Origin of the sequence: Methylobacterium sp. PvR107 (assembly GCF_017833295.1) — a bacterium.
Classification (GTDB): Bacteria; Pseudomonadota; Alphaproteobacteria; order Rhizobiales; family Beijerinckiaceae; genus Methylobacterium.
Genome location: NZ_JAFIBW010000001.1, coordinates 4,595,534 through 4,619,051 on the forward strand (window position 1 = coordinate 4,595,534; position 23,518 = coordinate 4,619,051).

General features: G+C 67.8%; 24 protein-coding genes, 1 tRNA gene and 1 riboswitch. Of the genes, 16 read left to right on the plus strand and 9 right to left on the minus strand.

Going from position 1 to position 23,518, the window contains the following annotated elements:
• The first annotated feature begins 39 nt into the window (after positions 1–39).
• From JOE48_RS21690 to JOE48_RS21700, 3 genes are all read left to right on the plus strand, one after another.
• Complete coding sequence (locus JOE48_RS21690; protein WP_210032818.1) at positions 40–1,833, plus strand: di-heme-cytochrome C peroxidase; 1,794 nt, start codon at positions 40–42, stop codon at positions 1,831–1,833.
• 155 nt (positions 1,834–1,988) lie between these two features.
• The gene (locus JOE48_RS21695; RefSeq protein ID WP_210032820.1) at positions 1,989–3,125 is read left to right on the plus strand and encodes a helix-turn-helix transcriptional regulator; all 1,137 of its coding nucleotides are present in this window, start codon (positions 1,989–1,991) and stop codon (positions 3,123–3,125) included.
• 59 nt (positions 3,126–3,184) lie between these two features.
• Entirely contained in the window at positions 3,185–4,465 is a 1,281-nt protein-coding gene (locus JOE48_RS21700) for a cytochrome P450 (RefSeq protein WP_210032822.1), read from the plus strand.
• A gap of 78 nt (positions 4,466–4,543) precedes the next feature.
• On the opposite strand, the gene JOE48_RS21705 is transcribed toward JOE48_RS21700, so the two are convergent.
• Positions 4,544–4,618: transfer RNA gene (locus JOE48_RS21705), tRNA-Gly, on the minus strand.
• A gap of 233 nt (positions 4,619–4,851) precedes the next feature.
• On the opposite strand from JOE48_RS21705, the gene JOE48_RS21710 reads away from it, so the two are divergent.
• A complete protein-coding gene (locus JOE48_RS21710) occupies positions 4,852–6,621 on the plus strand; it encodes an N-acetylglutaminylglutamine amidotransferase (RefSeq protein ID WP_210032823.1) in 1,770 nt (589 codons plus the stop codon).
• A gap of 122 nt (positions 6,622–6,743) precedes the next feature.
• The gene (locus tag JOE48_RS21715) at positions 6,744–7,568 is read left to right on the plus strand and encodes a class II glutamine amidotransferase (protein WP_210032824.1); all 825 of its coding nucleotides are present in this window, start codon (positions 6,744–6,746) and stop codon (positions 7,566–7,568) included.
• A gap of 10 nt (positions 7,569–7,578) precedes the next feature.
• On the opposite strand, the gene JOE48_RS21720 is transcribed toward JOE48_RS21715, so the two are convergent.
• Positions 7,579–7,917 carry a hypothetical protein gene (locus tag JOE48_RS21720; RefSeq protein WP_210032825.1) on the minus strand — a complete coding sequence of 113 codons (339 nt, stop codon included), beginning with the start codon at positions 7,915–7,917 and terminating at the stop codon, positions 7,579–7,581.
• Positions 7,918–8,027: 110 nt separating this feature from the next.
• On the opposite strand from JOE48_RS21720, the gene JOE48_RS21725 reads away from it, so the two are divergent.
• Positions 8,028–8,687: a TY-Chap domain-containing protein gene (locus JOE48_RS21725; RefSeq protein WP_210032826.1), complete on the plus strand. Its 660-nt coding sequence runs from the start codon at positions 8,028–8,030 to the stop codon at positions 8,685–8,687.
• Positions 8,688–8,709: 22 nt separating this feature from the next.
• Here JOE48_RS21725 and thiC read toward each other — a convergent pair whose 3' ends face one another.
• The gene (gene thiC, locus JOE48_RS21730) at positions 8,710–10,596 is read right to left on the minus strand and encodes a phosphomethylpyrimidine synthase ThiC (RefSeq protein WP_210032827.1); all 1,887 of its coding nucleotides are present in this window, start codon (positions 10,594–10,596) and stop codon (positions 8,710–8,712) included.
• A gap of 71 nt (positions 10,597–10,667) precedes the next feature.
• Positions 10,668–10,773, minus strand: a riboswitch (TPP riboswitch).
• 112 nt (positions 10,774–10,885) lie between these two features.
• On the opposite strand from thiC, the gene JOE48_RS30460 reads away from it, so the two are divergent.
• From JOE48_RS30460 to JOE48_RS21745, 4 genes are all read left to right on the plus strand, one after another.
• Entirely contained in the window at positions 10,886–11,254 is a 369-nt protein-coding gene (locus JOE48_RS30460) for a hypothetical protein (RefSeq protein ID WP_245252912.1), read from the plus strand.
• 20 nt (positions 11,255–11,274) lie between these two features.
• Positions 11,275–11,658: a hypothetical protein gene (locus tag JOE48_RS30465; protein WP_245252913.1), complete on the plus strand. Its 384-nt coding sequence runs from the start codon at positions 11,275–11,277 to the stop codon at positions 11,656–11,658.
• A 69-nt stretch (positions 11,659–11,727) separates the two neighbouring features.
• A complete protein-coding gene (locus JOE48_RS21740; protein ID WP_210032828.1) occupies positions 11,728–12,102 on the plus strand; it encodes a restriction endonuclease in 375 nt (124 codons plus the stop codon).
• A 107-nt stretch (positions 12,103–12,209) separates the two neighbouring features.
• The gene (locus JOE48_RS21745; protein ID WP_210032829.1) at positions 12,210–13,280 is read left to right on the plus strand and encodes an acyltransferase family protein; all 1,071 of its coding nucleotides are present in this window, start codon (positions 12,210–12,212) and stop codon (positions 13,278–13,280) included.
• A 9-nt stretch (positions 13,281–13,289) separates the two neighbouring features.
• On the opposite strand, the gene JOE48_RS21750 is transcribed toward JOE48_RS21745, so the two are convergent.
• Positions 13,290–13,544, minus strand: a complete 255-nt coding sequence (locus JOE48_RS21750; protein ID WP_210032830.1) for a pilus assembly protein PilZ — start codon at positions 13,542–13,544, stop codon at positions 13,290–13,292.
• A 112-nt stretch (positions 13,545–13,656) separates the two neighbouring features.
• Positions 13,657–14,109, minus strand: a complete 453-nt coding sequence (locus JOE48_RS21755) for a hypothetical protein (RefSeq protein WP_210032832.1) — start codon at positions 14,107–14,109, stop codon at positions 13,657–13,659.
• Between the two features lie 172 nt (positions 14,110–14,281).
• Here JOE48_RS21755 and JOE48_RS21760 point away from each other — a divergent pair, with 172 nt between their 5' ends.
• The 3 genes from JOE48_RS21760 (at position 14,282) to JOE48_RS21770 (ending at position 18,716) form a co-directional block, all read left to right on the plus strand.
• Positions 14,282–14,668 (plus strand): ATP-dependent helicase, encoded by a 387-nt coding sequence (locus JOE48_RS21760; RefSeq protein WP_210032833.1) that lies wholly within the window; start codon positions 14,282–14,284, stop codon positions 14,666–14,668.
• 140 nt (positions 14,669–14,808) lie between these two features.
• Positions 14,809–16,983 (plus strand): transglycosylase domain-containing protein, encoded by a 2,175-nt coding sequence (locus JOE48_RS21765; RefSeq protein WP_210032835.1) that lies wholly within the window; start codon positions 14,809–14,811, stop codon positions 16,981–16,983.
• Between the two features lie 107 nt (positions 16,984–17,090).
• Positions 17,091–18,716: a sensor domain-containing diguanylate cyclase gene (locus JOE48_RS21770; RefSeq protein WP_312893339.1), complete on the plus strand. Its 1,626-nt coding sequence runs from the start codon at positions 17,091–17,093 to the stop codon at positions 18,714–18,716.
• Positions 18,717–18,729: 13 nt separating this feature from the next.
• Here JOE48_RS21770 and JOE48_RS21775 read toward each other — a convergent pair whose 3' ends face one another.
• A complete protein-coding gene (locus tag JOE48_RS21775; RefSeq protein ID WP_210032837.1) occupies positions 18,730–19,569 on the minus strand; it encodes an aldo/keto reductase in 840 nt (279 codons plus the stop codon).
• 279 nt (positions 19,570–19,848) lie between these two features.
• On the opposite strand from JOE48_RS21775, the gene JOE48_RS21780 reads away from it, so the two are divergent.
• From JOE48_RS21780 to JOE48_RS21790, 3 genes are read left to right on the plus strand one after another with little or no spacing between them, the layout of a single operon-like run.
• Positions 19,849–20,922 (plus strand): adenylate/guanylate cyclase domain-containing protein, encoded by a 1,074-nt coding sequence (locus JOE48_RS21780; protein ID WP_210032839.1) that lies wholly within the window; start codon positions 19,849–19,851, stop codon positions 20,920–20,922.
• Positions 20,922–21,125 carry a hypothetical protein gene (locus JOE48_RS21785; protein WP_210032841.1) on the plus strand — a complete coding sequence of 68 codons (204 nt, stop codon included), beginning with the start codon at positions 20,922–20,924 and terminating at the stop codon, positions 21,123–21,125. The genes JOE48_RS21780 and JOE48_RS21785 overlap by 1 nt, the downstream gene beginning before the upstream one ends.
• Positions 21,122–21,604 (plus strand): YaiI/YqxD family protein, encoded by a 483-nt coding sequence (locus tag JOE48_RS21790; RefSeq protein WP_210032842.1) that lies wholly within the window; start codon positions 21,122–21,124, stop codon positions 21,602–21,604. Before JOE48_RS21785 ends, JOE48_RS21790 begins: the two co-directional genes overlap by 4 nt.
• A 14-nt stretch (positions 21,605–21,618) precedes the next feature.
• On the opposite strand, the gene JOE48_RS21795 is transcribed toward JOE48_RS21790, so the two are convergent.
• The 3 genes from JOE48_RS21795 to JOE48_RS21805 form a co-directional block, all read right to left on the minus strand.
• Positions 21,619–21,885, minus strand: a complete 267-nt coding sequence (locus JOE48_RS21795; protein ID WP_210032844.1) for a BrnA antitoxin family protein — start codon at positions 21,883–21,885, stop codon at positions 21,619–21,621.
• A 6-nt stretch (positions 21,886–21,891) separates the two neighbouring features.
• On the minus strand, positions 21,892–22,221 hold the full coding sequence (locus JOE48_RS21800) for a hypothetical protein (RefSeq protein WP_210032846.1): 330 nt from the start codon (positions 22,219–22,221) through the stop codon (positions 21,892–21,894).
• 296 nt (positions 22,222–22,517) lie between these two features.
• Entirely contained in the window at positions 22,518–23,516 is a 999-nt protein-coding gene (locus JOE48_RS21805) for an energy transducer TonB (protein WP_210032848.1), read from the minus strand.
• Positions 23,517–23,518: the final 2 nt, after the last annotated feature.

Sequence of the window (23,518 nt, forward strand, 5' to 3'; positions counted from 1 at the left end):
TGAGAGGCGGCAGGTCCCGACCATGCGCGAGATGCGATCGTGACCCGGTCCAGGATCGCGGGCGTGGCGCTCGCTGCGCTGATCGTGCTGACAGCGCGACCGGCGATACCGGCAGGCGCGAAGCAGCCGGGGCCGGCGCCGCTCTTCCTCAATCAGTCTTGGAGCGCTTCGGACAGGGCGTGGTTCTACACGGCGAGCCAGGGCTCGCAGATCATGCCCTACGCGTGGTTCATGTCCTTGGAGAGTGCGGAGGGCGGCCGCCTGTTCGTGGCCGACAATCTCGCGCGCTTCGGATACCTGCCGAATCCCTACGACGGCGAGTCCGGCTCCGTCCGCACCGGCCTGCCCATCGGCTTCGTGAAGGATGTCGACGACCGGGGCGAATGGGTCGGTATGACCTGCGCCGCCTGTCACGTGAACCGCGTCCAGCTGCGCGGGCAGACGATCCAGATCGACGGCGGCCCGACCAATGCGGACATGTTCGCCTTCATCGAGGAACTCGGCCGGGCCCTAACCCTGACCGCGACCGAGTCGGATCGGTTCGAACGCTTCGCAGACCGCGTCATCCCGCCTGAGCTGTCTGCGCGAGACCGGGGCGCCTCGGGGGCCGACCGTGACCGCCTGCGCAAAAGCCTCGACAGTTTTGCTAAAGACTTCTCGGACTATGTGGAGACGAGCCGCGCGTCGGTGTCCTGGGGGCCGGCGCGCCTGGACGCTTTCGGGATGATCTTCAACCGGGCGACAGGCCTGGATCTGCACGACCGGCGCAACATCGCCAAGCCCGATGCACCCGTCAGCTATCCGTTCCTGTGGGACACGTCCTGGCACGATAAGGTGCAGTGGAACGGCTCCGCGCCGAACAAGCTCGCCGTCGAGCGCCTCGGCCGCAACGTCGGCGAAGTGCTCGGCGTCTTCGCCTACGCCGACATCCGCGAGCCGACCCTTCCGCCGCTCTGGTTCGAGACCTCGGCGGACCGGCTCAACCTGCTGCGGATCGAGAACCAGCTGGGCGCGCTGACGGCACCGATCTGGCCCGACCGGATCGCGCCGCGCACCCCGGCCCAGAAGCGCGACGCCGTCGCCGGCAAGGTTCTGTACGATCAGCTCTGCCTGTCCTGCCATGCGATCGCCGCCAAGGGATCCAACCGCGCCCAGACAATCGTCATGACGCCGCTCGCCGACATCGGCACCGATGTGAAGATGGCAGAGAATGCTGCGAACCGGCGGGCCAAGACCGGCATCCTGGAGGGTGTCCGCATGCCGTTTCTGGCGACCACGCCGCCGCTACCCGCCGAGACGCGCAGCCTCGACCTCGTCGGCGCGATCGTCGCGGGCGCGATCCTGGCGCCGGTCGATAAGGCGCCGGATCTGACCCGGATCCGCGCCGATCAGAGCGTTGTCATCGACCGCCTGCTCAAGCGGGGTGCCTCGACGATCAAATCCGGCAACCCTCTCCTCAACGACGTCTCGACAGCCGGTGGTAAAGGTGCGGTCGCCACCTTCCTCGATAGGCGCAAGGATCGCGATCTCCTCGCCTACAAGGCGCGCCCGCTCGATGGGATCTGGGCCACGGGACCGTTCCTGCACAACGGCTCGGTGCCGAACCTGTACGAACTTCTGCTCCCCTCCGAACAACGTTCCAAAACCTTCCATGTCGGAAGCCGGGAGTTGGACGAGGCCCGCCTCGGCTTCCGTTCGGATGTCGGCCCGTTCCTGTTCGACACGACGCTACCGGGAAACGCGAATCGCGGCCACGAGGGGCCCGCGTACGGGACGGACCGCCTCGATGATGCGAAGCGGCGGCAACTTCTGGAGTATCTTCGGACCTTGTAAGTCGTCGGAACGTCGGAATAGTCACTGATGATGCGAGCTCATATTGCTGTATGAGTGGAAGTACTTAGTACTGGGCGTCGCTCGTGCCTCACCCATGCTGATCGGAAACGGAAAAGTCGCGTCGTCACGCCCGTTGCCAACTTTGGAGCCCCGCGATGCAGGAAGTTGAGGCCTACTCGCACCTGGTCGGATCCATCTACGACCGTGTCGGCCAGCCTGAGGAGTGGTCGGCCCTACTGGGAGATCTGACGAATTTCGTCGGAGGCCGCGTTGGTCAGCTCGCGGTGTTCAGCCTCGACGGGAGCCGCAAGCCGATGTGGGCGGTGTCGGGTTTCGACCGTACGCAGTACCGAACGTTCCTCTACCGGCACGCCACGGAGGATCCCCGGCTGCCCTACATCCTGTCGAACCAGGGCAAAGTCATCCGGGCGGAGGAGGGTGTCGACCCGGTGCAGTTCCGCGAGACGGCTCTCTTCAAGGAGGTCGTGCGGCCCTTCGGCATCGAGCACAGCCTCGTCACCTACTTCGCCAAGGAGGCCGACGTCATGGCGACGCTCGCCGCCATGCGCGACGAGGAGGCGGGGCCCTTCCGATCTGTCGAGGCGCGGCGCCTGGCGATGCTCGTGCCGCACCTGCGGCGGGCCTTCGAGTTCTATGCCCTGATGCGGCAGGCCTCCGAGCGCTCCTCCGACCTCGCCGCTGCACTGGATCTTCTCGACGCTGCCGTGATCCTGACCGATTCGCGCCTGCGGGTCGCGCACGCCAATCGCGCCGCCGAGGAGCTCGCGAAGTCGCGCACCGGCTTGTCCCTCGACAAGGGAAGCCTCGCGCTCAAGGACGGCCCGTGCTCCCGGCGGATTGCGCACGCGGCCAGTGAGGCTCTTGCGGCGGCGACGGGCGACGTGAAGATCACGCAGGCCGAGCACATCGCGATCACCTGTGCCGAGACCGGCATCCCGTTTCGCGTATCGCTGCATCCGCTGTCGAAACGACCGTCCGGAACCGGGTCGCGGGTCAAGGCCGAATTGGCCGTCGTGATCCGAAGCGGTGCTAAAAAGGGCCAGGATGGCGCCGTCCGTCTTCAGAGCTTGTTCGGCTTGACCTCTGCCGAGGCGATCCTCGCCCACGCGGTCGCTTCGGGGCGGTCGCTCGACGCCCATGCCCGGGAGCGCGGCATCGCGATCTCGACCGTGCGCACGCAGCTGCGCGCCCTCTTCGCGAAAACGGAAACGCACCGGCAGGGCGAGCTCGTCGCGCGCCTGCGCGAAGGCCTGGACATCTCGCTCAACTGACGACCCGCGCCCCATCGCCGGACCGTCCGGGCCGGATCGCAACAGAATGGGAGAGGTCCATGCGCCCTGCCGACCCTGACGCCCCCTGCCTCGACCGACTCGAAGCGCTGCCCCTTGCCGAGCGCTGGCCGCTCGCCCGGGACTGGATTCGACGCGCACCGCTTCCCTTCTTCGCGCAGTTGCGTCAGCGGCGGCCGGTGCTGGACTGTGGCACGGTCGTCCTTGTTGCCCGCCGGCCCGAGATCGCTGAGATCCTCTCCCTGCCGACGGTGTTCTCGGTGGCACTCTACAAGCCCAAGATGGGCCAGTTCATGCTGGCCCTCGACGGCACCGACGTGAACTACCGCGACAAGGCAGTGATGCGCGCCATGCTGTCGTGGGAGGATCTTCCAGCCATCCGCGAGCAGGCCGGCGCGATCACCGACACCGCCCTCGACACGGGCGGCGGGGCGCTCGACGTGGTCGCCTCGATCTCGCGCCTGGTCCCTTTGCGGATCGTGCAGAGCTATTTCGGCTTCCCGGCCCCGGACGGAGACCTGCTGCGCTGGTCCTATGCGAACCAGCTGGACCAGTTCAACAATCTTCCGTTCGACAATCGGCCCGATGCCGAGGCAGTCCAGGGTGCCGCGCAACGGGCTCGCGAGGAGATGCGCGCCACTTTCGCGTCGCTGATCCCGGCAAGGCTTGCAGCGCTGAAAGCGGGCACCCCTCTCCCTGACGATATCCTCACGCGCCTCCTCCGGCTGAATCTTCCGGCGGCGAGCGGATTCGGCATGGACCGGGTGGTCATCAATGTGGGCGGCCTCCTCATTGGCGCCATCGAGACGACCGCGGAGGCGGTGGTGAATGCCCTCGCGGAGATCCTCCGGCGCCCCGCCATCCACGCGGCCGCGCGTGCAGCCGCCGCCAGTCCCGCCGCCTTCGACGGCTATGTCTGGGAAGCCCTGCGCTTCGCGCCGATCGTCGCTTTCATGTTCCGTCAGGCCGAAGCCGATCACGTACTCCGGCGCGACAGCGCTGGCGAGACCCGCATCCTGAAGGGCCAGGTCGTGCTGCCTTTGAGCCTGTCTGCGATGTTCGACCCTGAATGGGTGCCGGATCCCGAGCGGTTCGATTCGACCCGGCCCGATCATGCGTACCTGCATTTCGGTCTCGGGCACCACGAATGCCTGGGCCGCTACGTGGCGGCCGCGATGATCCCGGAAATCGTTCGTCGGATTTTACTGCGGGATGGCTTGCAGGCGGACGGCCCGATCGAGGACGGCGGCACGCCGTTCCCCACGGCCTACAAGATCACTTACGCGGAGGTGCCGTCGACAGGCGCTCCCACGCCCCCGTGAACGGGTGGTTTCCTTCGGCGTTCGCGATCGCTGCGACGGCGGCACCGAACAGGCTGTGATATAACTGGAAAGAAGTGCTGGAGCGGGCGATCGGGATCGAACCGACGACATTCAGCTTGGGAAGCTGACGTTCTACCACTGAACTACGCCCGCCGACATGGACTGCACAGATCATCGGGGCGGAGCCACCGGCCCGCTCGCGATCCATGCGCTCATGCACGGCCATGGTCTAGCAGTCGGACAGCGACGGCGTCAAACGCGTTGACCCTGCCTCAGGCTACCTGTGCAGCTGCTCCATGCCGCGCGGACGAAGGAACGTCACGGCGCGCCGGCCGTTCCGCTCGGTTGATGCGGTCATGCCGCCGGAACGAAGGCCGACAGCGACGATGTGCGGGATCTGCGGTGAGATCAGCTTCAATGGATCGGCCGATCCCGCTGCCGTCCAGGCCATGGTGGGCTGCCTCCAAGCACGCGGCCCGGATGGCGAGGGTCTGTTCGGCTCCGGCCGTGTCGTCTTCGGCCACCGCCGGCTGAAGATCATCGACCTGTCCGAGGCCGGTCAGCAGCCGATGGTCGATCCGGGCCTCGGGCTGGCAATCGTCTTCAACGGCTGCATCTACAATTTCCGCGCGCTGCGCGCCGAGCTGGAAGCGAAAGGCTACGTCTTCTTCTCGACGAGCGACACCGAGGTCGTGCTCAAGGCCTATCACGCCTGGGGACGGGCCTGCGTCGAGCGGTTCTACGGCATGTTCGCCTTCGCCGTCCTGGAGCGCGACTCCGGACGCGTCGTGCTCGCGCGTGATCGGCTTGGGGTCAAACCTCTTTACTACAGCGACGTGAAAGGCCGTTTCCGCTTCGCCTCGTCACTGCCGGCCCTGCTCGCGGCCGGCGATGTCGACACGGCGATCGATCCGGCGGCGCTCCACCACTACATGAGCTGGCACGCGGGCGTACCGGCGCCGCTGACCATCCTCAAGGGCGTCCGCAAGCTCGCCCCGGCGACGATCCTCACCCTGGAACGGGACGGCACCCGACACGAGGAGATCTACTGGTCGGTCACGATCGGTCCGCGCCAGGCCGATCGCGGCATGACCGAGGCCGATTGGCGCGACGCGGTCCTCGAGACGCTCGGCACGGCGGTGGAGCGCCGGCAGGTGGCGGATGTGCCCACCGGCGTTCTCCTGTCGGGCGGACTCGACAGCTCGCTTCTCGTTGCGCTCCTGGCCCGCAAGGGCCAGACCGGATTGAAGACCTTCTCAGTCGGGTTCGACGCGGTGAACGGCGTCGAGGGTGATGAATTCAAGTACTCGGACATCATCGCCCGCACCTTCGCGACCGACCACACCAAGCTTGCCGTCGATGGTTCACGCACGCTGGAGGCGCTGCCCGCAGCGATCGCCGCCATGGCCGAGCCGCAGATGAGCCACGACGCGGTCGCGTTCCTGCTCCTGTCGCAGGAGGTCGCCAAGCACGTGACGGTAATCCAGAGCGGCCAAGGCGCCGACGAGGTGTTCGGCGGCTATCACTGGTACCCGAAGCTGATGGGCTCGACCGATCCCGTGTCCGATTATGCGAGAGCCTATTTCGACCGTGATCATGACGAGATGCGCGAGGCGCTGGCGCCGGACATGCTGAACGGCGACTACAGCACCGCGTATCTCGAAGCGTTCTTCTCAGGTTCCCAAAGCGCCAGTGCCATCGACAAGACGCTGCAGCTCGATCAGCAGATCATGATGGTCGACGATCCCGTGAAGCGGGTCGACAACATGACCATGGCCTGCGGTCTCGAAGCCCGCGTCCCGTTCCTGGACCACGACCTCGTCGAGCTGGCAGCACGCATTCCGGCGGAGCTGAAGGTCCGGGACGGCGGCAAGTACATCCTCAAGGAGGCGGCCCGCGCGGTCGTTCCGGCCGAAGTCATCGACCGGAAGAAGGGCTATTTCCCGGTCCCGGCGCTGAAGCACATCCGCGGCCCATTCCTGGATTTCGTCCGCGAGGTTCTGGACAGGCCGGAGGCGCGGGCGCGCGGCATCTTCAACCGCGCTTATGTCGACCACCTGCTTGCCGATCCGGACGGCACGCTGACGCCCAAGGGCAATTCCAAGCTCTGGCAGGTCGCCCTTCTCGAGAGCTGGCTGCAGACCCACGGCGTCTGAGGCTGACCGGCGCGGCACGGTTCTCGCGAGCGAATGTGATTGACGCGGCGCTCAAGGTGCCCCGCTTTATCCACGATCGTCCCGGATCAGCCTCGCGACACGCACCCGGAGGATTCCCGTCGATGTGCCGCTGGATCGCCTATGCGGGACGCACCATCCCGCTGGAGCATTACGTCACTGAGCCATCCCATAGCCTGGTCTCGCAAAGCATCCAGGCGCTGGAGTCGACGGCGGCGACCAATGGCGACGGCTTCGGGCTGGGCTGGTACGGGGATCATCCCGAGCCGGGTCGCTATCGCGAGGTGCAGCCCGCCTGGTCGGACGACAACCTGCGCTACCTGTGCCGCCACCTGCACTCGCACCTGTTCTTCGCGCATGTGCGGGCCGCGACGGGCACGCCGATTACCCGGCCGAACTGCCATCCGTTCGCGTGCGGGCCGTGGCTGTTCATGCACAACGGCTATATCGGCGATTGGAGCCGGCTGCGGCGACCGGTCGAGGCGATGATCCCCGACGAACTCTACCCGTCCCGTGCCGGCACGACGGATTCCGAGGCGATCTTCCTCGGCCTGCTCGGCTGCGGCCTGATGGGGTCCGGTCCGCGCCGCGATCCCGTGGATGCAACGGCGCGCGCGCTCGTTCGGCTGACCGATCTGGCGGGTGAACATCCGTTCCGGTTCACAGCCGCTCTGGCGGACGGACGCGATCTCTACGCGTTCCGATACGCCGCCAACGACAAGGCCAATTCTCTCTACTATCGCGCGTCCGACGGTGGCGTCGTCGTCGCTTCCGAGCCGCTCGATCGCGACCACGGAACGTGGACCTCCGTCTCAGAAAACAGCGTCCTCATCGCCCGGCACAATCAGCGCGTGGAGATCCTTCCGCTGACCGCGTTCGGCCTGCGGGGCAACGCCTCGGACGACGGCCTCCGTCGCCTTCGAGCCTGACCCGGCGGATTCAGGCGACCCGCGACAGGCTGCCGGAATGGGAACTGCGCGTTCCGTGCGCGGAATCGTAGGCGCGATTGCGCAAGGCGGTCTCGCTCGGAAGTTGCTCGATCACGGTACCGGATGAGGGATCGAGCACCTGGAAGACGATCGTGCTGGTGTCCGGATCCTGAATGTAGCGCGCCTTGCCGCCATTGGAGCCGATGTCGAGCTTCACCGCAGGTTCGAGCGGCGCGGTTTCGACCTGCGGTTCAGGCGCCTTCTGGGTCACGGCGGCGGCGGCCGTCGCTCCGAGGGCGTCGAGGCCCTGTGGCCCCGACGACGAGGTGGTCAGCGTGCGGATCTCCATGGCCGGTCTCCTGCGATCCTGTGATCGGAGGATTGAACCGCGCGCCTGCCTAATCATCGGTTAAGGCCGGCGGACGGTCCACCGGACACCTGAGGGCGTTCGGCGATGCGATGAACATCCCGTTACCGCCACGTCACAAATTCGTGCTGCATTCTTCGCGTCGGGCGACTGATCAGGCACCGTTCCGTCGATCGGTGACGGCCGAACGCCTTCCGGCATCGCGTGGCTTCGAGATGCGCAGGGTCTGTTACACACTCGCTTTTGCGGCGACTGCGGCGCTGGCCGCGCCGGATTCCGGAGTCGATCCGGGCGGGCGCACGCTTTTCATCGGCGAACACCGCTGCGCGATCGCGGAGCGGCTCGAGGCCATACACCGACGCGGATCGATCACCGTCTCGCGCGACCGCTTCATCGTCCTAACGCTGCACGCGCACCCGCAGCGTTACGTCCAGTGCATCTTCCAGAACCGGGATATGCAGATGCTCTGCGAGGCAGCCTCGGGCGCCTACGGGCCACCAGGAGGGGACCGCCTGCGGCTGAATGCATCCGCTCTGGCCGCCCTGGCGGCGCTCCACTTCGTTCAGGATGGTCCGCGGGAAAATTTTGCGCGGATCGTGGAGCTGGGAGATCCACCGGACGTCGGGATTGCTGCCGATCTGATGCTCGCGACGTTGCACGATGCCTACGGCGCCCGCCCGGGCGCGGTCCTCGATATCGCGGCCCCGCGTGGCGGAACGCTGGGGCGGGGCTGCGGCACGCCCGGATCCTGAACGGACCGGGCGTGCCGCCATCTCACTCGGCGGCGTCGACGTAGAGCTTGCCACCCTCGGCCAGGAATTCCTCCGACTTCGCCCGCATGCCGGCCTCGGCCTCGGCCTTCGACATCGCGGGCGATGCGCCCACGACCTCGCCGGCCTCCTCCATCGCCAGCACCTCGGCGCGCAGGTCCTGCGTGATCTTCATCGAGCAGAATTTCGGCCCGCACATCGAACAGAAATGCGCGACCTTGTGGGCATCCTTCGGCAGCGTCTCGTCGTGGTAGCGCCGGGCCGTGTCTGGATCGAGCCCAAGGTTGAACTGGTCTTCCCAGCGGAAGTCGAACCGGGCGCGGCTGAGCGCGTCGTCGCGCAGCTGCGCGGCGGGGTGGCCCTTGGCGAGGTCGGCGGCGTGAGCGGCGATCTTGTAGGTGATGACGCCGGTCTTCACGTCGTCCCGGTCGGGCAGGCCGAGATGCTCCTTCGGGGTGACGTAGCAGAGCATCGCGGTGCCGAACCAGCCGATCATGGCGGCGCCGATGCCCGAGGTGATGTGGTCGTAGCCGGGGGCGATGTCGGTGGTCAGCGGGCCGAGGGTGTAGAACGGCGCCTCGCCGCACTCCTTCAGCTGCTTCTCCATGTTGACCTTGATCTTGTGCATCGGCACGTGGCCGGGACCCTCGATCATCACTTGGCAGCCCTTGTCCCAGGCGACCTTGGTCAACTCGCCCAGCGTCTCCAGCTCGCCGAACTGCGCGGCGTCGTTGGCGTCGGCGATCGAGCCGGGGCGCAGGCCGTCGCCCAGCGAGAACGACACGTCGTAGGCCCGCATGATGTCGCAGATCTCGTCGAACCGCTCGTAGAGGAACGATTCCCGGTGCCCGGCGAGGCACCAGCGCGCCATGATCGAGCCGCCGCGCGAGACGATGCCGGTGACGCGCCGGGCGGTCAGCGGCACATGGGCCAGCCGAACGCCGGCATGGATGGTGAAGTAGTCGATGCCCTGCTCGGCCTGCTCGATGAGTGTGTCCTTGAACACCTCCCAGTCGAGCTTGAGCGGATCGCCGCCGACCTTCTCCAGCGCCTGGTAGATCGGCACCGTGCCGATCGGGACCGGGCTGTTGCGGATGATCCACGAGCGGATGTTGTGGATGTTGCGGCCGGTGGACAGGTCCATGACCGTGTCGGCGCCCCAGCGGATCGACCAGACCAACTTCTCGACCTCGTCGGCGGCCGAGGAGGTCACGGCCGAGTTGCCGATATTGGCGTTGATCTTGACCAGGAAGTTCCGGCCGATCGCCATCGGCTCCAGCTCGGTGTGGTTGATGTTGGCCGGGATGATCGCGCGGCCGCGGGCGATCTCGTCCCGAACGAATTCGGGCGTGATGAAGGGCGGGACCGAGGCCCCGAAGCTCTGGCCGTCGGCGAGTGCGGCGTCCGCACCCTCCAGCATCGTCTCGCGGCAGGCATTCTCGCGATGGGCGACGTAGATCATCTCCTCGGTGATGATCCCCGCGCGGGCGAACTCGTACTGCGTCACCATCTGGCCCGGCGCGGCCTTGCGGATGAGCCGCTCGGCGGGACAGGCGGCGACGAGCTTGTCGCCCGCGAAGCCGTTATCCTCCGGCTTGACCGCCCGCGGCGCGACCGCCGCGTAGCCGCGACCGGCGATCCAGGGTTCGCGCACGCCGGGCAGGCCGGCATTGAGGTCGATACGCGCATCCGTCTCGGTGTAGGGCCCCGACGGGTCGTAGACCCGCACCGGAGCCTCTTTGGGATCGGAGAGGGCAATCTCGCGGTAGGGCACGCGGATATCCAGCCTGCCGGCCGGGCTCGCATAGACCTTGCGCGATCCGGTAACCGGACCGGTGGTCACGGCCTCGGGGCTGCCTTTCACGTCCTTGGGGAGAACGGGTGCGTTCATCGTGGGCCTCTCCTCGTTCTGGAGCGGTCCGGTCCACGCGATGGCTGAGAAGAGAGCCGGCCGCGCGACGCGCGACCGCAGGTTCCCGTCCCTCCGCCGGTATGAGCCGGATCAGGTTCAAGGGTCAGGGCAGCGTGCCCAATCTCAGCCCCCTGCAGGGCCCCCCTCGGAACGTTTCAAGACTCGGGCTCGCGGGCCGCTTTGTCAATGCCGGGGGCAATCCGTAAAGAACAGTTGCTCCCGGCCCGTCTCGCGCTCCGGCGAAAGCGGCGCTTTCCCGCCGGCGGATATGCGTCTCCTGATCGGCCTGGTTCTCGCGGCCATTCTCTTCTACGGGCTCGCCCTGGTCGTGCTCGGGCTCAACCAGCGCCGCGTCCTCTATCCGGGCGCCGATCGGTCACCGCGCGCCGGCGTGGCAGTTCCGGATGCGGCCGCGATCGCCCTCGTCACCGAGGACGGCGAGACGCTGCACGCGTTGTGGAAGTCGTCGCAGCCGGGCTGCGGCGTGGTGGTCAGTTTCCACGGCCATGGCTCGAGACCCGAGCCGCAGGGGGCCCGTTTCAGCGATGGTGCCTGGCACCTGGCGTCTGGGGCGTCCTGGCCCCCGCCGATCGCGGCTATCCGGGCTCGACCGGGCAACCGAGCGAGACGGGGCTGATCCGTGACGGAATGGCGGCGGTGGCCGCGCCGGCACCGGGTGCCCCGATCCTGCTTCACGGCCATTCCTTGGGCGCCGCCGTCGCAGTCGCGATCGGCGCGCGCACCTCGTCGCTTGGCTTGTCTCTGGAGGCGCCGTTCGACTCGATGACGGATGCCGTGCGGCGGCATGTCCCGCTGGCCCCATCCCGGCTCCTGCGCGACACCTATCGCTCGGACCGGCGCATCCGCACCGGGACGGCGCCCGTGCTGATCGTTCCCGGACGCCGTGATCCCGTGGTGCCGGCCAAGCTTGCGGTCGCCCTTGCGGCTTCAGCCGGGCCACGAGCCCGGATCGCGGTCATTCCGGGTGACCACGTCTCGATCCTGGGCGTCCGCGATCGCGAGGCCGAGGCGCTGTTTTAAAAACGCCTCGCGCCCGTCTGGGCGCCGGCGGATTTTGAGGGGTAAAAGGGTGAACGGGGGAGGATGTGCGTGGTCGGACGGCGCTCACGGCGTTGGAGTTTCGATGATCCCGATGCATTGGAGACGGTCGCGCGTCCGGATCCGGTCTGCCCGCTCTGCGAGCGACCGATCCCGCCCAGCGCCCGCTCCAGCCTCCATCACCTGACTCCGAAGCTGAAAGGCGGGACGCACCGGGGCACGGTCCGGCTGCACCAGATCTGCCACTCGGCCATCCATGCCCGCTACAGCGAGGCCGAGATCGCCAAGCGCCTCGCCGATGTGGAGGCCCTCAGGGCCGATCCGGAGATCGAGCGGTTCCTGACCTGGGTCCGCGGCAAGCCCGCCGATTTCCACGCCGCGACCCGCACGACCCGCGACCGGCGCGCGGCACGGCGCAAGTCCTGACGCACACCATTTACCGGGCATTCGCCACGTCGACAGCTCGCGCCGGCGCAGAGCCTTGTCGTCAACCGTTCCCGGTTCAGGATCGCCTCGGCTTCGAGGACGGGACGATGGCAGGAACCGGGGATGCGAGCGATCGGCTCGCCTGGGTCGATATCGCCAAGGGCATCTGCATCCTCCTCGTGGTCATGATGCATGCGGTGACCGGCACCGGCGAAGCCATGGGCGGCGAAGGTTTTCTGCATCCGGTCGTGGCCTTCGCGAAGCCGTTCCGGATCCCGGACTTCTTCCTGCTGTCCGGGCTGTTCATGGGCCGGGTGATCGACCGTGACTGGCGTCTGTTCTCCGACCGCCGCGTCGTGCACTTCGCCTACTTTTACCTGCTTTGGCTCGTGATCCAGTCGGTCGCGCGGTACGGCAAGATCGTAGGCGACGGTGGGCCGACCGACTTCGTGGCGCATCTCGCCCATGCGCTGATCGAACCCTATTCCAGCCTGTGGTTCATCTATCTGCTGGCGGTGTTCTCGGTGGTGACCAAGGCGCTCCGCCAGCTGCCTGCGGGCTTGGTGCTGGCGGGCGCTGCCCTGCTGCAGATCGCCGACATCCGCAGCGACTCGACGCTGATCGATGAATTCTGCGCCCGCTATGTCTATTTCCTCGCCGGGTACCTGTTTGCGGGCCGGATCTTCGCGCTGGCCGACACCGCGCACCGCCGGATCGGTCTTGCCCTGTGCGGCCTTGCCGCCTGGGCTGCCCTGGAAGGATGGCTGGCCCTGACCCCCTGGCGCAACCCGGATCATCCCACCTTGGCCAGTCTGCCGCTCGTCAGTCTTGCGCTGGGTGCGGCAGGCGCCCTGGCGATCGTCGTGACCGCCGCGCTGATCGTCCGGTTGGGCGGTCCGGTCGCCGAAGGGATCAGAATCTGCGGCCAGCGCTCGATCGTGATCTATCTCGCCTTCTCGTTGCCTATGGCCGCAACGCGGGAGATTCTCGTGCGCAGCGGTTGGATCGCCGATGTCGGCGTGACGAGCCTGATGGTCATCGCGATGGCGGTGCTGATGCCATTGATCCTCGAGCGGATCGTGCGCGGCACGCCGTTCGATTTCCTGTTCGTGCGACCCCGGCGCTTCGTCTTCGCCACGGCCGGCGCCCGCACCGTGACCGCTCTGCAACCGGGCTGAGGCGCGGGCTCAGCCTTCGACAGGCTCGAAGGTCAGGCCGATCCGGCGGCCTCGCCGCCACGCCACGGCGGCCGGCCGCGGCTCGGCTCCCTCAATCAAGCGCAGCAGGAACGTCGCCGGGACGACCTGGTCGCCCTCGACCTCGATCTGGGCGCCCGTCTCGGTCACATCCCAGACCAGGCAGCCGGCCTCGCCGTGGGCGAGCACCACGCTGCCGATCGTGAAGGCGTTCTTCCGGAAAACGCTGCGGCGATTCTCCGTCATGGCCTCCCACCGATCACGTCAGCCCGTGGAGCCGGGCTTCGCGCGTCACCATGTTGCCAAGCGACGGTTAACAGGCCGGTTGCGCGCGCGGACTGAGTTTCAAGGTCGCAGATCAATCCTCGTCCGGATCGTCCCGATCGCGACGCCGCGACGGTCCGTAATCCGCGTCGTAGGGACGGCGTAGCGGCGGGCGATCGTAGTCGCGACCGTAGCGATAGGTATCGCGGCGCGGCTCGTCGTCCTCGTCAATGCGACTGCGCTCGTTACCGCCGCCGGCGGTGATGCGCGGCGCGTACCAGCAGCTCTTCGGCTGGCCCGGAGCCGGGTCGCCGAAAGTCTGCGTGTTGCACGGAACCGTGCCGCCCTGCGGGAACGGGCGACCGTTGGTCCGGCCCGGCACCCCGTAATACACGTTGGTCGGGTAGGGCATCCGGCAGATTCCGCCCTCCTGGGCGCAGCCGACCAGGTTCACGGTGTCGAGCTGGTAGGCCTGCACGGGCGTCAGGTGCAGCACGGCCGATCCCAACGACAAGGCCCCGAAGGCCACAACGATCCGATGGCGCACGTCCCTGATTCCCCCTGGTTCGTGGTCACGCTGCCGAATAATCCGGATGCCGGCTTCCGGCCAGCGGCGTCGCTCGCTATGCCGTCGCCGGCAGCCATCGACATCGCGCATTGGGCTGTGTGTGGCCGCACCGTCCGGTCTTCATGCGAAGGTGGCGCCTCAGGAGGGCTTGATGAGAGATGCGTCCGCGCAGGAACTTCTGCTGCTCAGCGCACTGCAGGAATGCCGGATCCAACTCACGGCCGCACGCAAGGACGAACAGGCCGGCGCCGCCCTGCGGCACGACCTCGAGGCCGCACTTCATCGCGAGGAGAATCTCAAGAGCGAACTCGTGCTGGAGCGGGAGCGGACGGAGGCCGTCCGCCTCGTCCTTCATGCGCTCACGAAGAGCATCGGGTGGCTCGGTCTGCGCCGACGGCTCTTCCGGTCACGCATCGCCCGCCTCGGCCGCGAGACGCCGGATTCGGGTCCGCAAGCCGTGCGTCACGATGTGCTCCTTACCGAGTCCCGGCGTGTGCTCGGTGTGACGCCTCCCGTTGATCAGGCATCGGGGTCCTGACGCTCTCTCCGGTCGAAGCCGGGAACGGGCGCGGACCGCATCGATAACGGCCCCTTAAACGGCCGCATTTAGCGTGCGGAAACCGCTACGCGTCGCACGGGACCCGCGCGTCGGTTCGGATCAATGCGAAGACGGGATGCATGGCCAAGGGTCGAGGCAGGATTGAGCCGAACTTCGATGTGCCCGAAGGGCGCGTGAGGGATCGCGGCGAACTCGATCTGCGCCTGTCCCGGGAGGACCGTCCCGGGACAGGAGAGCGCGTGGCGAAGCGATCGGGCGGCACGGCGCGGCAGCCGGCCAAGACGGGCGGCCGACCGAAGCGTTCGGGCGGCGCCCGCCGTCGCCGGTCGTGGCTCGGCCGGATCGTCTACGGCACCGTCGTGCTCGGCCTCTGGGCCGTGATCGGTCTGGCCGGACTGATCGCCTACCACGCCTCTCAGTTGCCCCCGATCGACCAGCTCGCCGTACCCAAGCGGCCGCCCAACATCGCCATCTTGGCGAGCGACGGCTCGCTGCTGGCCAACCGCGGCGAGACGGGCGGCCGCGTGGTCTCGATCAAGGAGCTCCCGCCTTATCTCCCCCGCGCCTTCGTGGCGATCGAGGATCGGCGGTTCTACCAGCATTTCGGCGTCGACCCGGTCGGCATCCTGCGCGCCATCGGCCAGAACCTGACCCGGCGCGGCGTCGCCCAGGGCGGATCGACCCTGACGCAGCAACTCGCCAAAAACCTGTTCCTGACGCCCGAGCGCTCCGCCTCGCGCAAGATCCAGGAAGCCATCCTCGCCCTGTGGCTGGAGCACAAGTACACCAAGGACGAGATCCTCGAGCTGTACCTGAACCGCGTCTATTTCGGCGCCGGCGCCTACGGCGTCGAGGCCGCGGCGCAGCGGTATTTCGGCAAGCCTGCCAAGGAGGTGAGCCTCGCGCAGGCGGCCATGCTCGGCGGCCTCGTGCAGGCCCCCTCGCGGCTCGCCCCGAACCGCAACCTGCCCGCCGCCCAGGCGCGCGCCGCACAGGTGCTCGCGGCCATGCAGGACCTCGCCTTCGCGTCGGCGCAGGACGTCAAGGTGGCCCTCGCTCAGCCCGCGAAGCCCGCCAACGCCCGCGGCGGCGGCTCGGCCAACTACGTCGCGGACCTCGTGATGGACGTGCTCGACGATTACGTCGGCAAGTTCGACACCGACATCTCCGTGCAGACCACCGTCGATACCGGTCTCCAGGCCACCGCCGAACGCGCACTCACCGACGAGCTCAACGCCAAGGGCGCGCGGTTCAACGTGGGCCAGGGCGCCCTGGTCTCGATGCGGCCCGACGGCGCGATCCGCGCCCTGATCGGCGGTCGCGACTACGCCCAGAGCCAGTTCAACCGCGCGACCACCGCGAAGCGGCAGCCCGGCTCGTCGTTCAAGCCCTTCGTCTACCTCACCGCGGTGGAGCATGGGGCGACGCCCGACACCGTGCGCGATGACGCCCCGATCCGCATCGGCAATTGGGCGCCGGAAAACTACTCGCATCGCTACGAGGGTCCGGTCACCCTGCGGACCGCGCTCGCGCAATCGCTGAACACCGTCGCGGTGCGTCTCGGCCAGGAAGTCGGCCCGAAGGCGGTGGTGCAGACCGCCCAGCGGCTCGGGATCACGTCCCCGCTCCAGGCGAACGGGTCGATCGCCCTCGGCACGTCGGAAGTGACGCTGCTGGAGATGGTCGGAGCCTACGGCGCCTTCGCCAATGGTGGCATCGGCGTGATCCCGTACGTGGTCACCAGCGTGAAGAGCCAGGACGGCAAGGTGCTCTACAAGCGCGCCGACAGCGGCCTCGGCCGGGTCATCAGCGCCGATGCCGACGGCATGATGAACGCGATGATGCACGAGACCTTCGTCAGCGGCACCGCCAAGAAGTCCGACATCCCGGGCTGGGACCTCGCAGGCAAGAGTGGCACCACCCAGGATTACCGCGATGCTTGGTTCATCGGCTTCTCGGGGAGCCTCGTCACCGGTGTCTGGCTCGGCAACGACGATGGCGAATTGACCAAGAAGGTCACCGGCGGAAACCTGCCGGCCGAAGTCTGGAAGACCTACATGACCCAGGCGCTCAAGGGTCAGAATCCGGTTCCGCTGCCCAACATCAACCGCTGGCGCAAGGCGCCTGAGACGACCGCTTCGGTGGCGAGCGCCGCTCCGGGCTCACCGGCCGGCATCCTCGGCCAGATCTTCGGCGAGCCGGAGGCGCCGGCGCCGCGTCCGGCCGCGCCGGCACGCCGGGCCCAGAAGGAAGACCGCAACTTCATCGAGAAGCTGTTCGGGATCGGCGACTGACGATCGGTCCTTCCTGGGCGCGAGCGCTGCCTGTGACATCCCCCGGTCCGGCTCTTCGGTTCACCGATCGCTAATCTTCTCGATGGTGCCTTTGTCAATCTTCATAGGTGATTATTCGCCTCAATTCTGAGTACAGCCACCGCGAGTGCGCGTTCGGCTGCAGCCGTGGTGACGCGACGGTGATGATCCTGCGATCAGCTGCCATAGCCCTGCACACGCATCTCGCGGATCGGGCAACCCGCCTGATCGCCGCAGCCGGCGCCAGCCTGCTCGTCTGTCTGACCTTGCTCGGTGTCTATCTTTGTGTCGATCTGCGCGACATCGCTTGGCATGGCGCACGACGCAATGGCGCCAACCTGCTGGCGGTGATCGAGGAGGGGGTCGGTCAAAGCATCCGGTCCTACGATCAAGCGCTGCGTGATGCGGCCCGCCTGGCGCGCCGGCCGGAGATCGCCGCCCTGGAGCCCGAACTCAGGCGGTTGGCCGTCTTCAATCTTTCCCCTCTGCAGTCGGGTCTGGGTCTGGCCGCGATTACGGACGTCGAAGGCCAGGTACGGTTGACGAGCGATCCCAACCAGTCGCCGGCCCTCAACTTGAGTGATCTACCGGAGTTTCAGGCTCTGCGTTCCGATCCACAGGCGGGTCTGATCCTGACGGGGCCGACCCGTTCTCGTATGACGGGGCGCCAGATCATCCGCATGAGCCGTCGGATCGAGATGCCCGATGGCGCTTTCGCCGGTATCGTGACGGGGTCGATCGTCCTGGCGCACTTCCAGCGGCTCTTCGACCGTCTGCGCTTCGATGACGGCCTGATCATCAATGTCTTCCACCGCGACGGGACGCTGCTGATGCGCGCGCCGGAGCGCCCGGCGGTGCTCGGCCGGAACATCGCAAGCAGCCCCGGCTACCGGACCTATCAGACGCATCAGCAGGGCGAGTTTGTAGGTTTTTCGAGTCTCGACGGAGAGGCGCGCCTCTACGCCTTTACCAACCTCCACGATCTTCCACTGATCGTGACAGTGGCCACCAGCGTCGAGAGCATTCGCGCCCACTGGATCTACAAGGCTGCCATCATCGCTGTCCTGATCCTCTGCCTGAACGTCCTGACCTTCTGCCTGACGATCCTGCTTTATCGGGAAGTCGGACGTCGGGCGATCGCCGAAGCCTCCACGCAGCAGGCCAATGCCGCGCTTGCCATCCTGGCGCGGACGGATGGCCTGACCGGCCTTCCCAACCGGCGCAGCTACGACGAGCACGTCGCTGCGGAGTGGACGCGTGCCGCCCGAACCCACTCGTTTTTGGCGTTGATGATCGTGGATGCGGACCACTTCAAGCAGTTCAACGACCGGTTTGGCCATCACCGCGGTGACGAGGTCCTCAAGGTGATCGCCGACTGCATCCGCCGGACGCATCCGATCGATGGGCTCTGCTTCCGGATCGGGGGCGAGGAGTTCGTTGTGCTCCTGCCGGGGCTCGACGCCGCGGCCGCCTGCGACGTGGCCGAGCAGGTGCGCAGAGCCGTGGTGAATCTGCAGATCGCCCACGCTCCGGAGGTTGGCGGTGTCGCCACCGTCAGCATCGGCCTCGCGAGTGCCGATCCCGGCTCCGGCGGTGCTCCAGACACGCTGTTCATGGCGGCGGATGCGGCGCTGTACGCGGCCAAGAAGGCGGGCCGCAATCGCGTGCGCGCCGCATCCGCCGAGGAGCCGGTCCTGCGTGCGCGGTGCGCCTGAGGCTCGGCGACGGTCAGAGCATCGGCAGCATCCGGGGGCGCGGGCCGCGCGGGAAATGCGAGTCGATCATGGCGATCTCGGCCGGGCCCAGATGCAGGTCCGCCGCGCCGGCATTCTCGACTGCCCGGCCGGAGCGGCTCGTTTTCGGGATCGTGAAGACTCCGGGGCGCCGCGTCAGGAAGGCGAGCGCCACGGCATAGGGGGTCGTCCCGTGCGCGCGGGCAATTCCCTCCAAGACCTGCCCGCCGACGCTTGCGGGATCGGGGAACTCGCCGCTGCCGAAGGGCGAGTAGCCGACCATCGCAACACCGTGCTTCTCGCACCAGGGCAAAACCGCGTGCTCGATCGCCCGCTCGTTCAGATGATACAGGACCTGGTTGCAGGCGATCCGGTCCGGACCGGCGATGACGAGCGCCCGGTCGAGGTCGTCGACATCGAAGTTGCTCAAGCCCCAGGAGAGGATCTTCCCCGCCCGGCGCAGATCCTCAAATCCCGCGATCGTCTCCTCAAGCGGGTGCGGCCCCGGCCAATGCAGCAGGTAGCTGTCGAGCCGGTCCGTCCTCAGGCGGCGGAGCGAGGCTTCGCAGGCCCGCGCGACACCCCGGCGGGTGGCATTGCCGGGCACGACCTTCGAGACGAGGAAGACTTCCTCGCGGCAATCTGCGACCGCCTCGGCGACGATCGCTTCGGCGTCGCCATACATCTCGGCGGTGTCGATATGGGTCATGCCGGCATCGATGCCGGCCCGCAGCGCGCGAACCGCATCCGCGCGGTCCGCGCTGTCGATGTGCCACGTGCCCTGGCCGATCACCGAAACCGGGACGCGCGTCGCACCGAAGCTTCTGGCGTACATGGCAGCCTTCCCTTCCCTGCCGCGACCTGATTCGAGGGGCGCGCCTCATGGCTGACGGCCCCCGCTCGGCGTGCAGTATCTCTGCCGCTCGCCGTCCGGCACGCCTTACTCGCGCCATCTTGGGGCGTTGAGCAATGGGTGGGTGTTACCCGCGGCGCTGAACTTTAGGCCATGGCCTGGAATCGGGCGACGAGGGTTTGCCGCGTCTGCAGGTTTCGCATCACGGCGGAGCCCGGTTCGAGGCGCGGTCCATCGGTAGGCCATGCTGGAGATGCGCCGATGCTGCCGGCCCACCGGATGTTCTGGGCGCTGATCCTTCTGGCCTCCGCAGGCGCCGGACTTCTCTACAATGTCATCTTCGCCGCGGGAGCCGCGCCGCTCGCTGGGTTCACCTACGGTCTCTGCACCGGCGCGACGGTGCTGGCCTTCGATCGCGGCCTGATCCTGGCCGGCTTGCAGGCCCGGATCCGGCGTTTCCCGGCTTGGCTCTACGTGCCGGCCGCCGAACTCGCCTACGTACTGATGATCATGGCGGGCAACGCGATCGGCGGGCTGGTGGTCTGGTCTTTCGCCCTCACGCCCGACGATCTAGCCACCGCGACCCGCATGACGGCGCGTGTGCTCGCCTACGCGTTGGCCGTGTCCGGCCTCCTCGTGTTCGTGATCCGGATGCGCGACCTCATCGGCGGCGAGGTGTTCGTGAACTTCATGATCGGCCGCTACCACAAGCCGGTGGCGGAGGAGCGGATCTTCCTGTTCCTCGACGTGGTCGGCTCGACGGCCTTCGCCGAGGCGCATGGCGATCTGAGAGCCCAGGAATATCTCGGCGCCGTCTTCGCGACCCTGGCCGAGCCGGTGCGGCGCAACGGCGGATCCGTCGATGATTATATCGGGGATCTGGCCATGGTGACTTGGCCGATGGCCCGAGGGCTCAAGGATGCGCGTTGTGTGACGTGCCTGCTCGATGTGCTCGATCGGATCGAGGCGGATGCCGCGGCCTGGAAAGCCCGGTTCGGGACAGTGCCCCAGCTGCGGGCGGCCCTGCACGGCGGCTCCGTGGTGACGGCCGAAGTCGGCGTCGATCGGCACAAGATCGCCTATTTCGGAGATGCCGTGAACGTGACGTCCCGGATCGAAGCCCTGTGCCGCCCGCTGGGCGTCGGTATCCTGATCTCGCAGGATCTTCTCGGGCGGCTGCCGCGCCTGCCGGCAGGCGTGCGGGCGCGCTCGCTCGGCGCCCATGCCCTGCGCGGGCGCGGCGCGCCGCTGGCCGTGGCCACGCTCGAGCGGGGCCTCGCCGAGACCGCGCCGATCGAGGATCTGGCGGCCCGCCGTGCGGTGGCCGCCCGCTGATGACGCAAGCCGGCGCGAGGCGTTCGACCGTCCTGGTTACCGTGAAGATGGCGCTGCGCTTCGGGCTGCCGCTGATCGGGTTGATTGTGTTCGGTCGCGCCATCCTGCTCTCGGTCGGCGGCGATATCGAGCACGGGCTGTTCGCCCTCGGTGTCCTGCTGATCCTGGCGGGCTTCATCTCCAAGCTCGTGCCGCGCTCATGACCTCGACGCGCGCGTCCCCGCCGATCTACCTCGATGGCGACGCCTGCCCGGTGAAGGACGAGACGTACCGGGTGGCCGCGCGCTACGGCCTGACGGTCCACGTCGTCGCCAACAGCGTGCTGAACCTGCCGCGCGAGCCCTGGATCGTGCGCGTCGTCGTCGGCTCCGAACTCGACGCCGCCGATGATTGGATCGCCGCCCGGGCCAGTCCCGGCAGCATCGTGCTGACGGCCGACGTGCCGCTCGCCGCACGCTGCGTGAAGGCCGGCGCGACGGTCCTCGCCTTCACCGGCAAGCCGTTCAGCGAGGCGTCGATCGGCATGGCGCTCGCAACGCGTGACCTCATGCAATCGCTGCGTGAGGCGGGCGCCGTCACCGGCGGACCGAAACCGTTTTCACGCGCCGATCGATCGGCGTTGCTGTCGGCGCTCGATCACGCGGTCAACCGAATCCTTCGGCAGCGTCCGACCGCCGGCTGACGGCGCCGGCAATCCTAGGCGCCGGCGACGAGCGCCTTCAGCGCCTCGTTGATGCGGTCCTGCCAGCCCGGCCCATCCTTCTGGAAATGCGCGAGGACGGTGCTGTCGAGGCGAAGGCTGACAACCTCCCGCGCACCGGGAATTGCGGCGGGCGCTACGGCCGGCCGCAAGACCGGCTGCGGCGGTGTTTCGGACGGCTTCGGGGTAGTGGCGGCCCGAAAAGCGGCTTCGGCCGCCGCGCGGGGATCGGTGAAGCGGCGGCGGTTGCGATCGTCGGCCATCGGCCTCTAATCCTTCGCAGCAGTCTTCTTCGGCGCCGCCTTTTTGGCTCCGCCTTTGCCGGCACTCTTGGCGGCTGCCTTGGCTTTCATCTCGGCGGCTTTGGTCTGCGCGTCCGCAGCCTCCTTCGCGAGCCGAAGGGAGCGCAGACGGAGCGTTCGCTCGTCCACGGCCTTGATTGCCGCGTGGTGCTCCGCCATGGCCTGGGCGCCTTCGCGGGCCATGCGCTCGGCGCGCTCCGCCCGCTCGATGCGGTTTTCCGCACGCGTCTTCGCTTCGGCTTCCGCGTCGCGAATGGCATTCGCTTCGTCGAGTTCGAACTCGGTCTCGTCGCTCATCCTGTCCCTTTCGCCCCGGCTCAGCGATTCCGGCCACGCGCTCGATGCGCGGGACGGTGACTGGGCGGGCCCGGCCTGTTCGATGGGGGAGGGGCAAGGCCGGGTCAATCGCTTTCGCGCAGCGTCATTGGACGCGCACAGAGGCGATTTCGACAAGGCCTTAGCACGCTCCTCGGTCGGATGGCGAATCCGCGACGCGCGTTCGGTACGTCAGCGCACAATATTGGCCGCGCTGGCGGAAGTCCTGTTCAATCCAACGGGCCGGTTCGGTCTCTGGCAGCTTCGTGTGGAAGAGTTTAGCGCACGCGGAAGTTGAGAGGGATGGACACCGACAGGCTCGACTGGGTCACCCCGGCCGGCGCCGGCGGCAGAGAACCGCGAACCGCCGAGAGGGCGGCGCTATCGATCTGACCGACCCCGCTGGAACGGGCCAGACCGGCCCCCGTGACTTGACCCGAACGCATGACCGTGAACCGGACCACCGCGGTTCCTCCGCTCGTGCCGTTGGCAGCACCCGCATTCATGCGTCCGTGGATCGCCGAACTGATCGCGCCCGTCCACTGGCGCAGCGCACTGGGATCGTTGCCGGCAGCCGCACGGCCGGCCGCGTTCTGACGCGATGCCGAGGCCGAATTGCGGGATTCGGCACCCTGCTGCGCCTTGGCTTGGCGCGCTTTCGCCTCACGCGCGGCTTTCGCCTTCGCCTCACGGATCTCCTCGAGCCGTTCCTGCCGCGCCTCCTCACGCTTCTGCTCGCGGATCTTCTCCTCGCGGATCTTCCGCAGCTTCGCCTCGCGCTCGGCTTTGAGCTTGGCGGGATCGGGCGCCGGCTTCGGTGGCTCCTCGGTCTTGGCCAACTCCGTCGGCGGCGCAGCCAGCGGCTCGGCGGCCTCGGAAGTCGAGGTGATGACCTGGTTCTGGGTTTCCACCGGCTCGGAGGCCGGCGGCGGTTCGACGGCCGGGGTCTCCTCGGGCTTCACTTCCGCCATCTCGGCGGGCGGCGGTGGCTGAACCGCCTCGTCGGGCGGCAGCTCGACGGGCTTCGTCTCCGGCGGTGCGGCCTGGCTCATCTGCTGCTCGGCCGGGGCCTCGGTGGCTGCGTCGGTCATGACCGGCGCCAGGTCGACGGTAATCTGCTGCTCACCGGGAGGGGCAGGCGGCGAGAGCCGCAGGAACATCACCCCAGCCAGCACGAGGGCATGCAGGATCAGGGCGACGAGGAAGGCGGCGATCAGCCCGGACGGGCGGCGCTCGCCGAGACCGGCCGGCAGATCCGTCAACGTAAAGGTGCTCATCG